9 protein-coding genes are annotated in these 16,107 nt (G+C 50.3%); all 9 read right to left on the reverse strand.

Annotated features, from left to right (window positions below; genetic code table 11):
* Positions 1 to 139 precede the first annotated feature (139 nt).
* The 9 genes from BC351_RS10735 to BC351_RS10775 all read right to left on the reverse strand — a co-directional run bounded on the left by BC351_RS10735 (position 140) and on the right by BC351_RS10775 (position 16,091).
* Positions 140 to 766 carry a thioesterase II family protein gene (locus tag BC351_RS10735; RefSeq protein WP_079411663.1) on the reverse strand — a complete coding sequence of 209 codons (627 nt, stop codon included), beginning with the start codon at positions 764 to 766 and terminating at the stop codon, positions 140 to 142.
* Entirely contained in the window at positions 763 to 4,464 is a 3,702-nt protein-coding gene (locus BC351_RS10740; protein ID WP_079411666.1) for a glycoside hydrolase family 31 protein, read from the reverse strand. Before BC351_RS10740 ends, BC351_RS10735 begins: the two co-directional genes overlap by 4 nt.
* A 94-nt stretch (positions 4,465 to 4,558) precedes the next feature.
* Positions 4,559 to 5,911 (reverse strand): ABC transporter substrate-binding protein, encoded by a 1,353-nt coding sequence (locus BC351_RS10745; protein ID WP_079411669.1) that lies wholly within the window; start codon positions 5,909 to 5,911, stop codon positions 4,559 to 4,561.
* Between the two features lie 98 nt (positions 5,912 to 6,009).
* Positions 6,010 to 6,840: a carbohydrate ABC transporter permease gene (locus tag BC351_RS10750; RefSeq protein WP_079411671.1), complete on the reverse strand. Its 831-nt coding sequence runs from the start codon at positions 6,838 to 6,840 to the stop codon at positions 6,010 to 6,012.
* A complete protein-coding gene (locus BC351_RS10755; RefSeq protein ID WP_079411673.1) occupies positions 6,830 to 7,714 on the reverse strand; it encodes a carbohydrate ABC transporter permease in 885 nt (294 codons plus the stop codon). Before BC351_RS10755 ends, BC351_RS10750 begins: the two co-directional genes overlap by 11 nt.
* 35 nt (positions 7,715 to 7,749) lie before the next feature.
* Positions 7,750 to 8,775 carry a LacI family DNA-binding transcriptional regulator gene (locus tag BC351_RS10760; protein ID WP_079411675.1) on the reverse strand — a complete coding sequence of 342 codons (1,026 nt, stop codon included), beginning with the start codon at positions 8,773 to 8,775 and terminating at the stop codon, positions 7,750 to 7,752.
* Between the two features lie 293 nt (positions 8,776 to 9,068).
* A complete protein-coding gene (locus tag BC351_RS10765) occupies positions 9,069 to 11,006 on the reverse strand; it encodes a stalk domain-containing protein (RefSeq protein WP_144028357.1) in 1,938 nt (645 codons plus the stop codon).
* A 149-nt stretch (positions 11,007 to 11,155) separates the two neighbouring features.
* Positions 11,156 to 12,253, reverse strand: coding sequence for a chymotrypsin family serine protease (locus tag BC351_RS10770; protein WP_244208958.1), 1,098 nt, complete (start codon positions 12,251 to 12,253; stop codon positions 11,156 to 11,158).
* A gap of 349 nt (positions 12,254 to 12,602) precedes the next feature.
* Positions 12,603 to 16,091 carry an AAA family ATPase gene (locus BC351_RS10775; protein ID WP_079411679.1) on the reverse strand — a complete coding sequence of 1,163 codons (3,489 nt, stop codon included), beginning with the start codon at positions 16,089 to 16,091 and terminating at the stop codon, positions 12,603 to 12,605.
* Positions 16,092 to 16,107: the final 16 nt, after the last annotated feature.

The following is a 16,107-nucleotide window of genomic DNA, read 5'->3' on the forward strand; positions in this document are numbered from 1 at the left end:
AATTTGTTCGTCTGAACTGGGATCACCATGAGTCTCCAACTGACGTTATTTCTTGCCCTCTATGCGCAGTTCCAGGCATCACCCCTTTCACCGAGTGGGGCGGCATCCCAACGTTTCTCGCTCGATGCCGCCGATCGCATTAAATCAGATATTCCCTTTCTACAATGGTTTGCGTTAGCTGGAGCCATTTGACAGAATCCGCGCGCCAGAAGGCATGATCGCCTTCACAAACGTGCACATCGCAAATTTTCGATGTATAACGACTCCACTCCGCCAACTGATCCGCAAGGGCATGCTCATCTTTATTGCCTGTGAAAATACTGAAGCGGGCCCGCAGCGGGCCTCGATTCAGCGGTGTCCGGTACTCCTCCGCAGGCTGGCAGCCCAGCTCAGCAGCTCTGCCCAGCGGTCCCCCGGCTTCAGCCCGAGGCCGCAGCAAGTGCGGGGCGCTGCAGCCAGACAGAAATAAGTGACGAGGTTCCGCCAAACCGTCCTCTTTCAAGCGATGACTGACCTCAAAGGCGAGCAAGCTGCCCCAACAATGGCCGATAAGCACATACTCCTCACCCGGTTCCAGATGCTGTTTGATGAAAGCACAGGCTTCTTCCAGCGCTTGTTCCCAACGAGCCGAGTACACCTCGCGCATGGACAGTCCCGCATGAATCAATTCCACACATTGGAACTTTACATGTGCCGGCAATCCATGGCTCCAAGCAAGATACGACTTGGCGACATCGCCGCAATGCGGGAATCCGAACAAAATCACCGGTCAATCACCAGGCTTCCTGCCGAATCCCGAACCGCAATGAACACTTCTGCAGGAGAAATGAAGTAATGTCCATCTTGCAGCTGAGCCATTTGCTGAACCGGAGACAGCATTGTTTCATACGTGGACACGACAGATACGACATCTCGCTGGGCGAGAATAAAGGTTATCGGCTGGGAGCTGTTGCCTGACCATTGCAGCCGGGTTTGCCCCTTCATTTTCGTCACAGAAATCGTCAAGACATTGCCCAAATCATCTTCAAACACGGTCTCCAGCTCTGTCGCCACATACACTCGGAAACACAATTGCTCATAGCGATCCACCCGATTGCCAACATGATCGCCGAGGGAATAGTTTTCCGCCAAATTCAGGGCAATGACACTGTCCTGTTTCTGATAAACAGGGATACGATCCAATGGAGCAGCCACCTTCAACAAGCAAGGCCCCTGCACTTCTTCCTGATCAAACAGAGAAAGCCATGAGCCTTCCGGGAAATAAATTTCCTTGGAGAAATGTCCCTCGTCCATGACAGGCGCTACTAGCAAGCTGTCTCCGAACATGTACTCACTGATCATCTCAGTGCAACGCGAATCCGCAGGATACTGAAGCGACATGGCACGCATCATAGGCAGCCCCGTTCGGCTGGTACGTATCGCTTGATCGTAAATGTAGGGCAAGAGGTTCATGCGCACATCGGCATACTTTTTGTACAAGTCGATAACGATCATCTGCCCCGTACGTTCAGCGATATTCCATGGCGTCCGGTCTTGATTGAACTCGCCTTTCGTCTCGGCATGATACTGCATGACTGGGCAAAAAGCAGCCATTTGCGCCGATCTCACGAATAGCTCCGCTGTCGGAATATCGCCATGAAAGCCACCCAGATCCCAACCCCAGAACGGAATCCCCGACATGCTGCTGGATAACCCCGCGATCATCGAAGAGCGGAACGCCTCGAAGGTTGAACGCTCATCACCGGCCCAATGCAAGGGGTAACGCTGCGCTCCTGTATAACCCGCTCTGCTGAACGTAATTCCGCCATCTTTGGCATAGGTTTGAATGAAATCATAGTAGCTGCCTACATATAAATTGGGGTACAAATTCCGCATTTCCCGGCCAGTAGAACCGTCATGGAATTGCAGCTGATGTCCAAATACGAATTCACCGCCATCTGTTTTAAAGCCATCCACGCCCATCTCTTCCGCGAGGTAGCGGCGTTTATCGAACCACCATTTCAACGCGTCCGGGTTCGTAAAGTCCATGATGTGACTGTCTTTGAACCAGTTGTAAGGCAGTGTATACGGCATGCCTTCCGCCGTCTTCACGCAATAGCCCAGCTCAAGCAAGGTCTTCTCATCCTGATCGCGCTGACCATGGGCAACACCATACATATGCTTATGAATCGGAATTTGCCATAGAAGCACCTTAAGTCCCTGTTCGTGCAGATCTTCCACCATCGCCTTCGGATTGGGCCAACGGCCCCACTCAGGAAACTGGAATTCCTCATAACGGAAGGACTGACTGCCTTCTTTGACCTCATACTGCGCATCGTTGAAAATATAGAAAGTCGCCTCGTCACTCCACTGCTCTATCACAAGCACCGTGGAAGGAATTTGATACTTGGCCGTCAGCTCCGCCTGTTTCATAACCTCTTCTTGCGAATCCCAATTATTGCTGGACATCCAAGGTCCAAATGACCATTTCGGAGGCAGCATAGGCTTGCCCGACAGCGCCGTGAATTGCCCTACCATCGTTAGAGGCTCGTCTGCAAACAAGTAAACCGTCAATTGCTGCGTACTGGAAACATCTGCTTCCACCTCAACCAGATCAGACAACCGCGTATGAAAGCGAAAGGTCGAATAAAGCGGCGTATCCACAAAGATAGCGTACCCGCCGGAGGAGATCGCAAAGGGAACCGGCATGTACGTTTTCAAACCCTGATCCCGATATTGATTGTACACATATTGATCGACTTCGTGACCCGAATATTCGTAATGGGCAAAGCGTTCCCCCATCCCGAACCAACGATGCTCCGGCTTCGTTTGCCAATTCAATCGCAGCTTATGAAGCGTGCCCGAGCCGTCGATCAGCGCCTCGATGAGCGGCTTCCCTTCGGCGGCGAAGCCCTTCAGAAGCTCGCCCTCCGCGCTGCGCAGCGTCAGCGCGAGCTTGCCCTCGCGCACCTCGGCTTCCAGCCGTGCGCGCCCGACAGCTACAGCCGCCTGCTGCGCCGGCTGGCCGCTCATGCGTTCGCCCGCTGCGGCGAACGTCAACTGCACCGCGCCGCTTGCATCCGCGCGGAAAGCTAGCGATACGGTGCGCAGCGGATCCGCACCGCACACAAGCTCGGCGACGAAGCCATCCGCCGTCGTCTCCAGCGCATGGACACGCTCCAGCGCTGTCCATGTCCGCACGCGAAAGCCATAAGTCGCTGAAAGGATCGACTCCTCTCCGTTCTGAAGCGCGAAGGTATAACTGACCTCGTCTCCTGCGAGGTAAGGGCCAAGCTGCGCTTCCCAGACCTTCTCCCCCTCATCCGTGACTCTCATGAGGGCCCGAACAGACTCGGCCGCCGGAATACCGCCCACGACAGTTTGCACCGTAACAACCTGACTAGCTTGGAACGGCTGGGTCAGCAATCGCACGGATACCACATCCCCCGCTTCCGGTTCCCGAGGGAAGCGTTCATAAGGAAGGATCACGTATGGATCGTCATACCCTGTTGGCAGATGAAGCAGTCTGACACTGTCCAAACTGTCACTGCGCACCGCACCTGAACGCAATGAAGCTTGCGCTAATCCGAGCAAGACAGAACTCCAACTGCTGACAGCCGGCTTCCCACTCTGCTCCAGGGCATAAGCAAGCAGCAATGGTTCATTCGCTGTTGCCGTGTCCATCTCATACAGCACGCCCTGCTCCGCTTGCAAGCTTTCTACATGTGCCAAAAGCTCCTTGGCCCGAACCGTATCTCCTTTTTTGGCATAGTACCAAGCCAAAAAGCATGTAAGATCCGGCCGTTCGCAGCCCCCATACGACAAATCGCCGATTTTGAATCTCACACCTTGATCAACAAGGGTCTCTTCCAGTTTATACAGCGCCTCAATAAGTATGCGATCTTCAATCCCAAGCATGCCGAACGGCATTGCTGCCGTGACGATATCCCCATGAATAGCCGTATCCCCTAATTGGCTGATCACTCGGCCTTCTTTAATAAACTTGGCAAAGACAAGCTCACGAATCGCTTTAAGCAATCGAACCCCTTGTTCGCCAACGCCATGCTGAACATTCGCTTGAATCGCCGCAAAATACATTGCCAAATGACTCAAAAAGATGCCCTCGCTATCCGGTATCAACCAATGCGGCTGCGGCTTTTGCCAATTAGCATCCAGCAACGCCGTTGTCTCTTCCAGAAAACCTCCCAGCTCTGCTTTACTGGACACATCTTCGGTCACCTTCAAGTACTCTCCGATTACCCATAACGCAAGTGCCGCGTCCGTTAGCGTACGTTGATCTTTATGAGATTTGCTGCTCAGCAAGCGCAGCAGCGGCAATACACGCTGAGTCTCACCTTGCTGAATAAGCGCGTAGCTCAAAAAAGCGATATCCCGCAAAGTGGCTGTTTGCCCGGAAATGGTCACTCGACCTGTCTGTTCATCTAGAATGAAATTAAGAAATGGATGTATTTCCTGTGTTTGCACAATAAAGCCTCCTACTCCACTTGTGTGTTAAAAAGAAAGGGGCCGTTGCCGCAACAATGCCCCTTCTTCCAGCTGACTGATTGTCAGTATTTTGCTATTTCGCTACCAGCTTCTCAATTTTGGCCTGCGCTTCATTTAATGCTTTTTCCGCCGTATAATCGGATTTTAATTTGGCTTTATCGAGCTCATCGCCGATCGCCTTCGTCAAATCATTCCATTTGTCCGGAATTGGACCTACAGGCGTCAATACGAGGGAATTCAAAGCTTCGAGAACGATTTTCTTCGATTCCGGAGGCGTTTGTTTGAAATATGCATCCATCACTTTTTCGTCAGAGACTGCCGGCACACTCCAGCCCTTTTCAATGCGTTTGCTGACCACAGATGGATCAGAGGACATGAATTTGATAAATTTCCATGCCGCATCGGCATTTTTGGATTTATCCGAAACGACCAGACCATCCGCGAAGAAGTGATGTGCTTTCTTCGTATTGCCTGGCTCAAGCGCAATGTCCCACTTGAAAGGCGCATCCGCGAAGCGGCCAAAGTTCCAAATGCCTCCGCGAAGCATAGCAATCTTCCCAGCTTTGAACGCATTCAAATCGGCATCCGGTTGATTGAACGTGTCATCATTTAACGCTGGAGATACTTTATATTTCTTAGCTTTATCAAGCATCCAGTTCAAAGCTTCAATGTTCTCTTTGCTGTTCACAGTAGGCTTGCCATCTGCGCTCCAGATGCCCCCGCCGTTCTGAGCAATTGTTTTGTAGAACTCATAGAATTGGATCGGAGCGTAAGTTCCCCATACCCCGCTTTTGGCATCCGTCAACTTCTGAGCGGCTTCAAGTTCCTGTTTCCACGTCCAATCCGCCTTCGGGTACTCAACTTGCTTTTTGTCAAACAAGTCCTTATTATAGAAAAGAACTACGTCCGAAAAAGACTCTACCACGCCATATTGCTTGTTTTGGTACTTGAAAGAGTCATAGGCGAGGCCTTTGTAGATTTCCGGCTTGAACGTCGTGTCCTTCGCAATGATCGGCGTCAAGTCTTTTAATGTATTTTTGGCAGCATAAGAGACAAAGTTTTCGTAACCGACCTCAAATACGTCAGGTGCATCCCCCGATGCAAGCTGTGTATTGAGCTTCGTGTAGTAATTGTTGTAGTCGACGATATCCACCTTAACTTTAATGTCCGGATTTGCCGACTCAAACGCTTTGACCATATCGCCTAGTGTTTGTTCTTGTGAACCGCTAGCCGTATACTGCATGAATTTGAGTGTTACGGGTTCTTTCTTTGTCTCTGGCGTTGTCGCCGCAGCAGCTGCGGTTGGCTCCTGCTTTGGCGTTGCCGATGAAGTTGCTTGCGGTTTCGTATCCGATCCACATCCTGTAGCTGCAAGAGACACAACCACACCTAACGCGACGACCCATCCTGTTTTTGTGGTAACCATGGAATAAACCCTCTCTTCTACTTGAATTTTCTTCTTGTATCCTGCTGCTCAATCGCTTTCGTTCACCTAACGATTAACGACTTACATCACCCCTCTCATTATCCTTTCACACCACTCATCGTCATTCCCTTAATAAAGTATCTGGAAGCAAATAGAAATACGATAAAAATCGGTATAAAGCTGATCACGTTGCCTGCCATCAAAATGTTCCATTCTGTCGCCCATCTGCCCTGCAGTTTACTGAGTCCAATCGGAAGTGTCATTAACTCCTTATCGCTCGTAATAATGAGCGGCCATAGGAAATTGTTCCATGACGCCATGAAAGCGAAGATCGCCAGCGTCGCCAAAGCAGGCTTGCTTAACGGTAGAATGATGCTCATGAATACTCTGAGATAAGAGGCTCCGTCCATTCTGGCCGCTTCGATCAACGGATCAGGAATCGTCATGATATGCTGTCTAAGCAGGAAAGTCCCGTAAGCGCTGAAGATGCCTGGTAAAATGAGACCCAAATACGTATTGGTCAAATGCAGCTTTTGAAACACGATAAAAAGCGGTGTCATCGTGACCTGCATCGGGATCATCATCGTAATAAGATACAGCACGAACAGCGTCTCTCTGCCTCGAAAAGGAATTTTGGCAAATACAAATGCGGCCATCGCGCATACAACGATTTGTGCCGCTGTTGTGACGATGGATACGGCCACACTGTTCCCCAAAAAGCGATAGATCGGAAAGAATTTGGTAATCTCCACATAATTGCTGAATTTAAACGTATCAGGAATGAGATTCGGAGGCATTCTGACGACTTCCAGATTATCTTTGAAGGAACCGGATAGCATCCATACAAAAGGGAACATAAGAACGATAGCTGCCACAATCAAAATAAGATGTGAAAGCAGGTTCCGATACGGCAAATATTTATCTGTCATAGGTAACCCACCTTTTCTGAAGCTTTTGCTGGAAAATAGTGACGATGAAAATAATGACGAACAAGATCCATGACTGCGCTGAGGCGAAGCCCATTTTATAGCTTTGGAAGGCGTTCCCATAAATTTGCTGCACAAGCGTGCTCGTTTGTCCTGCCGGGCCGCCGCCCGTCATGACAAGGACCTGATCAAAAAGCTGAAACCCATTGATAAGCGAGATGACCAGCACGAAGAAAATACTTGGCGTAAGCAGCGGCAATGTTACTCGGATAAACTGCTGAAAGCCGCCAGCACCGTCAATCGTCGCCGCTTCATAGTAATCCTCGGAAATATCTTGCAGCCCAGCGAGAAGAATGACCGTCACGTAACCGATATCCTTCCATACACTCACTGCGATGATGGAGGGCATTGCCCAAACAAAATCCTGCAGCCAGACGGGCCCTTGTATGCCGACCAGCGACAACAAATAATTAATCAGTCCGTTTTGGCCGTTCAACAACCAGCGCCATACGATGGAAACCGCTACCCAAGACGTAATGACCGGCACGAAGATGAACATGCGGTACAGCTTTATCCCTCTGAGCTTTCTATTCAGCAAGACGGCGAATAATACGCCGAAGATGAGTACGGATGGTAAATATCCGATAATGTATTGAATGATATTAAGTAAGGATGTAAGCGTTTTCTCATCTTGCAAAGCTTCCGTATAATTATCGAAGCCTACGAACTTCGCCGGGGTCAGCAAATCCCAATTCGTGAAGCTGATGACCGCCGACGAAAGCATCGGGACGAGCTGGAAAAGCAGCAGCCCCGCTAAGCTGGGAAGTAAAAATCCGATAATGACAACCAATTTGGATAGTTTGTTTTGTCCGACCATGACGTTCTCCTTTTCCGTTATTCCCGGGGTGATGGTTATTCCTTGACCTTGACAGTAGCTCTCTCCACAATCGTTAGCGGCAGCATAATTTCATTGGCCTCTTGCTCCACCCCGCCTTGAATCATGTTGATGAGATGTTCAGCTGCAATCGCACCCTTTTCCGTAATGTTTTGACGAATCGTGGTTAGTGGAGGAATGAACATTTTGGACATCGTAATATCATCAAAACCAATAACGGATATATCCTCGGGAACCTTTTTCCCTTGATCCACCAAGCTCCTTATCGCTCCGAATGCCACCATATCTCCTGTTGCAAACACGGCGGTAATTTCCGGAAATTTCTTCGCGATTAATTGGCCGGCAGCCATCCCATGCTCATAGCTCATCGATTCTTCGAACACGTAATCCGGATTGTAGAAAAAATTCGCTTCGCGAATCGCTCGCTTATATCCGAGGAAACGCTTCTCCACGACTCCATCCTTGCGAATGGCCCCCGTCACCAAACCGATGTTGGAGTGTCCCTTGTCAATGAGATACTTCGTAGCCAAATAACCGCCATACTCATCATCAATGCCAATGCGCTTAAAATAATTATCGTTAATATAGCTGTCGATGAGTACAATTGGGATATTAATCTTCTTAAAGCCGTCATAAAATTGTTCCGGATAAATCCCCATCATAATGGCGCCATCCAAATTGCGTTGAATGGACAAATCCAGATAGCTTTCGCCTTGATTCACGCCCGATAGCAGCAGATGATAACCATACTCCCGCAGCTTGCCTTCAATGCCACTGATCATTTCGCTGTAGAAAGGGTTTTCAAGAATGAGCTGTTTGTGAGACTCCGTCTGCGGAATGACGATGCCAATAAGTTTGGACTGGTTCTTAACCAAGCTTCTCGCCGAGAAATCCGGCTTGTAGTTCAAAGTCTCGATAATCCCCTTAATTCGTTCAATCGTTTCATTTGAAACTTTATCCGTTCTGCCGTTCAAGGCGTAGGAAACTGCGGCTGCGGAAACGCCTGCGACTTTAGCAACATCTTTAATCGTTGGTTTTTTCATGAGTTCCCCTCTTTAGTTACACGTTTAACTGAATTATAGAACGAAATAGCCTATTTTACAAGATGATAACGCTATCTTTTTGCCATTAAATTCATTTATCAGTTATGCGTTTAACTAAATTATAATTAATGTCTATGTCATAATTGAGCCCCAAACCCCTTCCTTGGCGCTAAAAGCTCTATGCAGCCTATCAATTGAGGGGGGGTTAACGGCAGTTAACTAACTGAGCACAAAAAAAAGCTGCCCCATCGCCTGACAGCTTGTCAGAGGATAGAACAGCTTTTTTTCGTTCCCTATTTGGTTGCAATCGTTACTGTCCTGCTTGACCCGTCCCAAGCGACCTCCCCGCCAAAGGTTTCTCCTACAAATCGGGCGGGAGCTAGCGTAAAGCCGTTCACCAGCTGTGCAGGCTCCTCCAGTTCACTTGACTTGCCATTCACATAAACCGTTTTCTGACCTATTGTCAGGCGAACGGTCGTGCTGCCTTTGTGCGCCGTAACTGTCTTCGTTGCGGCATCGTATTCAACTTTCGCCCCCATTGCTTCAAAAATAGCACGTAAAGGCGTTAACGTAGAACCATTCCTGATCACAGGGGGTTGCTCGAATTGCTGCTCTTTTCCGTTAATCTCGACAGATACTTGCGATGAGATACCGAACGTACGCAAGGCAACTTGCGTGCCTGCTTGGTTGTAAACCTTGAGCTGCAGCACAGAACCTTCAGGAACCTCTCCGGCTCGCAGCATCAGGCCGTAAGGCAGCTCCGACTGCGTTGCAATCACACGTCCATTCAGAACATAAGCAATTTTGCCAATGTACACCTCAGGTATTTTCACAAAAGGAATGAACTTCGTCTGTTTCGTGAAAGATTGATGATTGGCATCCACAGGCACATAACCTACGCCATCAGCAGGCTTCGCTGCATCGGCAACCTTGGATAACAAGTAAGGATTCGCAATCATTTGCCGGTAATATGCCTGAATCTCTGAAGAGTCTGACAAGGAGTAATCATTTTTGGCATTTTCCATTTGCTGATCCACATTAAAATAAGTGATCGCTTTTAATCTTGGATATTTGTAAGGCATAATTTCATATAACCGTTGAAGATTCAGTTTAGCCCACTCCGTGAAATCTTCCTGTGCCGCATGCGAATAATGCGGGACTCCCGTTTCGCTAAGCATTAACGGCTTACGATCCGAATACGTGTTGTAAAGCCTTGTCAATCTTTCTACGCTGCTAGTTGGAAGCATGGAGGGCAAAGACGGATCTCCATTTTCGTAGGGTTCGATGTATAAGCTAACGCCAACCCAATCAACATAAGCATCTCCCGGATAATAGGGATCAATATCATTCGCAGGCACATCCCCCGGGCTCCACACCATCGCGACATTCGGAGCCTCTTCAGCGAATACATCATGCAGCATGCGGAATTTGGCGATGTATTGGGCAGGATTGCCGTGCCACTTGACCCAAGCGCCATTCATTTCTCCAGCAAAGCGCAGGAAGATCGGAATCCCCGCAGCCTTGGCATCCTGCGCCCATTTCCGTAAATAAGTGCCGTCTGATACGGGATCCAGCCCATCGTCGGGTTCCCAAGCGATTTGCAATGCTCCCCCTGCTTCTTTGGCGCGTTTGGCATACGTCGCCGGAAAGCTTTGTCCCCAATGCGCATAAGCCAAATTAATCGCATGCTTTTTACCGTAAACAGACTCCGTCTTACTGAATAAGTTGCCTACTTTAGGATCTTGCTCCGAATACATGCCTAAATACGTGCCATACGCGGGTTCAAATTTAGCCAATTGCCCATACTTCGGAAGCGCTGATTGCTTTAGCTCCGATTGATTGCGGTCTTGCTTATATAATTCAACCGTTGTGCGGATTTGATCTGCACGCTGCAGCTTTACGGCGCCCCAGTCTCGTCCCGCTTTTACCCAGTAAGTATTTTCCAATTCATAATAATAAATCGCTTGATCATAATCCCCCAGGGCGTCATAGTAGGCATCCAATTTCCCACAGAAAAGCGCAGCGTTTTCCCATTCCCCTGTACTCGCATAATAATCAGCCAGAAATACCCAATGCGGGACAGCCCCGCCTTTATCCCCGCTGGAACTCAGTGATTCCGCCTTCTGCCAATGATCCCAAACCACATCTGCGCGAGCAGGTGCCGGTGAGCTTGCAAGACTAGCAGCTATAAAACCTGCAGCCAATGTTAAAATCCCAACTCTTTTTCTCATCGTTTTCAAGCCAACCGCCCCCATTTCCCTCTGTTTTGCGTGGTCTGTCTGTAACTAGATACGTCTTAAAGGCTGGAAAGTAGCACTTGGGCCAAAAACAAATAAAACCAGTGAGCTCAGAGCTCACTGGTTCAGCAACAACCCTTCGGTTATCTGGCTTTGACAAAAACGGCGCGCATCCGTTTTCTTTGCTGCTCTGTCAACGGCTGTACGTAGGCATGATTGCCGATTGGAGCAATCCCGCGAATGAACCCGCTCCTAACTGTGTTATTCGCAGCCGGTATAGCCACACGAATTCCATAAGTCGACATAACAATGGCAAGCGGATTGCTAATCGAACGCTTCCCATCAGCAGTGCCGGCAAAATTAAGCGCAGCGGCATACCGATCACTAGCCCGAAGCCAAACGGAACCGGAATCACCTGGAAGTGATACAGGCCCATTATTGCCGAGAATAATGGACTGATTCCGGAACAGCAGTGTGCCCAGTGTTCCCCCATAGGAGACGCGAATATCCGCATTATTGGCTTCTACCGTTCCTCTAACAAAACCGGTTGTCCGTCCTGATTTCATGACTTGCAAGCCAACCGGATAGCTGAGCAAATGCCCCGGAACCGTAATTAATTGGCCAGATGAGCTTATCTGGTAGCGAGGATTCAATACACCGTTTGAAGTCGGGAGAGCAATCGCCGAATCCTGGAAATTCACGCCTCCTGGAACGAGTCTCACGAACTGAAAAGCCCGTCCAATGGTGTCCCTGCTGCCAGTACCTCCATCAGCCGCACCGGGTTGCACTGTCGCCGAAAAAGCCGATGAATTATTGTTGATTAACACGTGGTTATTGCTCAGAACGTAAAGCTGATTATTTTTGATTACAATTAGACCTGCCGTTCCTGTCGCATCTGGATTTAATTTCCCAACACTTACTCCCCCTGGAACTGGACGAACTCTGCCGGTGAACGAAGTCGCTTTACTTCCTCTCGCATTGGAAGATGATCCATGAGCGTTGAATTTGCCTGCATGTACAAAACGCACAGGCACCGACGTGCCCGCTTTGGTTAATACCCCTTTTAAACTAGTGAGACTGGAAGGTATGATCTTCTGGTGGGTATACACAATTACGCCCGCTCCCAACGCAGGCTTCTGAGGATCCGCATAGCCCACGCCAACCGCTGTAACTCCTGCTCTTTTCAGTAAAACAGGGGAAATCCTGTTCTTATGCTTAAGAGCCTCTTGAAAGGTAGCCATCTACATTCTCCTTTTCCGGAAAGATGTAGCAGTTTATGCCAACTTGTACGAATTGGCTTGATGTGTTCACCTAAAGCTAAGAGCAGGCAGCCAAAAGGGGCTGACGCAAAGATTTCACCAAATTTGGAAAGAAAGCCTGCAAAAGTGCAGGTTTTTCCGATCAAATCGGGTGAAAACATAATAAAGCCTGCGATTATGCAGGCTTTATTAGCCTTTCCATCCTGGAATGGAAAAAAGGCTACTAAAAGATGCACAATCGCAGGCTTTTCACCATTTTGCTTGTTTCCAAGACGAAAAGGATGTATAACCGCAGGAATTTACGACAGCAGACGGCAAAACCGCCGCTCCATTACAATTCTTCAAGAACAATACGGCTGCCGCGACCGGATGGTTCAGCAGGATGCACGATTAACTTGCGTGTCAATCGCGCTCTCAGTTCCGGCACGTGGGAAATAACGCCTACGGCCAAGCTGTCCATATGAAGCTTCTCCAACGCTCCGATCACCATATCCAGGAGATCCTGATCAAGCGTACCGAAGCCTTCATCCAAGAAGAAGAATTCCAGCGGGTATTCCCCTTTCAGCTGAATCTGCGCGGAGAGGGCGAGCGCCAAAGCCAGCGAGGTCAGGAAGGTTTCTCCGCCCGACAACGTGCTGACCGGACGCTTCACGCCTCCATTGGCGTCATCCCGGATGACAAAGCCGCCACCCGAGTCGACTTCAATCGCATAACGTCGACGTGTTAATTCGCCCAGCCGTTCGGAAGCTGCCCGGCTGACCTGCATGAGCTGTTCTTCGGCCAAATATTCGACGAACGCATTGGCTTTGAGAACGGCTTGCAATTTGCCAAGCCGCTCCAGCTGCGCTGCCTGCTCTGCACGGCGCGATTCAAGCTCGCACCAGCGTGCATGCCGCGCGGCAAGCTCGCTTGCGCCTTGCGCTGCTTGAGCCCGCGCCTCCAGCGCGGCCGCAGCGCTTGCTTTCGCAGCGCTCAGCTGCGCTTGCGCGAGCGCCCACTCGTCCGCGCTCAGCACGCGGCCTTGCAGCTTCGCTGCCAGCTGCGCCAGCTGGGCGCGCAGCGCCTGCTCGCGCTCGCGGTGCTCCGCCGCGAGCTGCGCCCACAAGCTGCGCTGCTCAGGCGCCAGCACCGCAGCTTCGGCGGCTTCGCGCGACGCGAAGCCGTTCTCAGCCAGCGCGCTGTGCAGCGCGCGCTCGGTCTGGGCCTGCTGCCGCGCAGCAGCGGCAGCGGCTTCGGCGGCGGCGCTGAAGCGCTGCGCCGCCAGAAGCTGCTCGCGCTGCGCTTCAGCGTGCGCGAGCTTGGTCGTCTGCGCGAGCTGCCGCAACTGCGCAAGCGCGGAGGTCGCCTCCGCGATGAGCTGCGGCACAGCCGCGCCGGGCGCGCGCAAAGCGAGCTGCCGCGACTTGTCCGCGGCGAGCTGCGCCAGACCCTGCAGCCGCTCGTGCAGCTGCAGGGCAGTGCGATCCTGCTCCAGAACGGCACGCTGGAGCTCCTCCAGCTTCCCATTCAGCTCGTCCAGGAATGGGATGCTTTTCTCTATGCGGCTGCGCAGCTCCTCCGCCAGTCGTTCATTCGCAAGAAGCTGTTCAAGCCGCTGTTCAACAGTATCCCACGCAAGCTCAGCATATCGCTGCTGCCATAGCTTCAACTGCTCGCTTCGTGAGAACTCAAGCTGCGTCAGCTTGCTCGTCGCCTCCGTCAATAAGCTGGCCGCCGCCTCCTGCTGCGCTGCTGCTTGCACGACTTGTTGTTCTGTTAACGTTTGTTCTTTCAGCAAACTCTGAAAAGCTCGTTCCAAATCTTCAAATGCACGATAATCCGCAGCAAATATGTCCATTTCATGCCACTTAGTGAACAAATCATCCATGCTGCTTGCTTCATCAAGCTCTCTCATACTCATCGCTGCAAGAGAATCATCGCTGACAGCCGCTTGCTGCCAAGCAAGCGAATGCTGTTCTTCCGCCTCATTACCTGCTTCCACATTTCGCGAATAGACAGAAGCTGCTTCCACAGCTTGCTGCGCAGCCGTCTCCAGCCGACGAAACAATTGATTGTGCGAGAATAGCTTTTCCTTGGCAAGCTGAAGAAGCTCTTCTCCTTGGCGAATTCTTTCCTCCACAGATTCTGCATCCTTCTCAGGAGCTGATGTACCGCGTGCCGTTTGATGTTCTTTATAAGGATGCTCTGTTGCACCACAGACCGGACATTGTTCGCCATCGTGAAGATCATTGGCCAAAATAGCCGCCAAAGTGTGCCTCTCTTCCAGTTTCCAAAGCTTCTTCTCGCGATCAATGCCGAGCTGCAAATTGGGAATGAATGCGGTTAGTGTTAGTTGATTCCTTCGTATTGCTGTTCCTACATCCGCAGATTGCTTCAACCATTCAAACAGCTTCGTTTGGATCGCTTGCCTTTGGGATGCTAAAAGACGCTGATTATGCTCAACAGCTGTATAAGCATCCGCTTTTTCCGTTTTCGTCTTCCTAGCTTCCAGCTCCTGACCTTGCAATTGCTCAATCGCCTTCTTATCTTGAACAGCCGAATGCAGCAATTGCCTGGACGCTGCGTTCGTCTCGACTTGCTTTAGCTGATCTTTGAGATCCGATTGCTTTTGGATCGCCTTTTGCTTAGTATCCGCACTTTTGGAAACTTCTGCCTGCAGCAGCGTGAGCTTCGACTTCACTTCCGCTTCTTGCTGCTGAGCAGCTTGCATTTGCAGCTGGACCTGATTCAATTCCTGCCCAATCACAAGCGCTTGTTCAAGCTGATCCAACCGCAGTAAGAGAGGCCCTTCCTGCTGTGCCAAGTCTAGCTGGGCTTGTTCTGATTTATGAGCAGCCGCTTCATACCCTGTTTGTGCGGCATGCTGGCTCTTCGAAGCTTGTTCAAGCTGTGTCTGCGTGATTTGAACCCCGCTAGCTGCTAAACCAAATTGTTCGAGATACGGTTTGACGCGATCAGCTTGTTCAGCTTTGAGCAGCAGCAGCTCTTTCTCACGAACCTGATTTTCTTGCTCCTGCTGTTTTTGCGACTCCCGTTCAAGCTGTTCCTTCTCCTGCTGCCACTGATAAACTCGCTTCTGCTCCTCAGCTTTTATTTCCTGCTGTTCCAACTGCGTTCGACTTCGAACCTCTTCCGCCTCCGCTTGCGAAAGCTTTTCCTTCGCTTCTTGCAGCGCTTGCTCGGACGCGTCCCCAAGCCCCTGCTGCTCAGCTGCAAGCTGCTTTACGGCGCTGTCCGTTTCCTTCACCTTGGCACTCACTTTAGCGCTCAAGTGATCCCCATATTGTTCCAGATGGAAAAGCCGCTGCAGCATTTGTCTGCGATCTTTGCCCGTTAACGTAAGAAACTCGGCAAATTTGCCTTGAGGAAGCACAACCGCTCTCGTGAAATCCTGCATGGAAAGTCCCAAAATATGCTGTACCTGCTGATTCACCTCACCGGCTTTATCCGCGAGTACAATAGTTTCGCCTTCTTTGATATGTAAAAGCCGCGTAATGGTCCCGTTAATCGACATTTCCGTACCACGTTTAAATTGTCTCTCCACATGGTAACGTTCAGTCCCTGCCGCATTCGTAAGTTCAAACGTAAAAGAAACAAACAATGTTTGTTCCGCATGATTCATAATCGCTTGTGTACCGCCACTGGCTCTCTCGACCTTGCCGTACAAAGCTAAGGTAATAGCATCCAGAATGGATGATTTCCCACTGCCTGTGGGCCCGAAAATACCAAAAACACCCGCATCCACTAATTGACCAAAATTGATCGTCTGCAATTCTCGATAACTCTGTAGCCCGGACATCTGCAACTGAATTGGACGCAACGCGACACTCCTCCTT

Origin of the sequence: Paenibacillus ferrarius, from assembly GCF_002027705.1 — a bacterium.
Lineage (GTDB): Bacteria > Bacillota > Bacilli > Paenibacillales > NBRC-103111 > Paenibacillus_E > Paenibacillus_E ferrarius.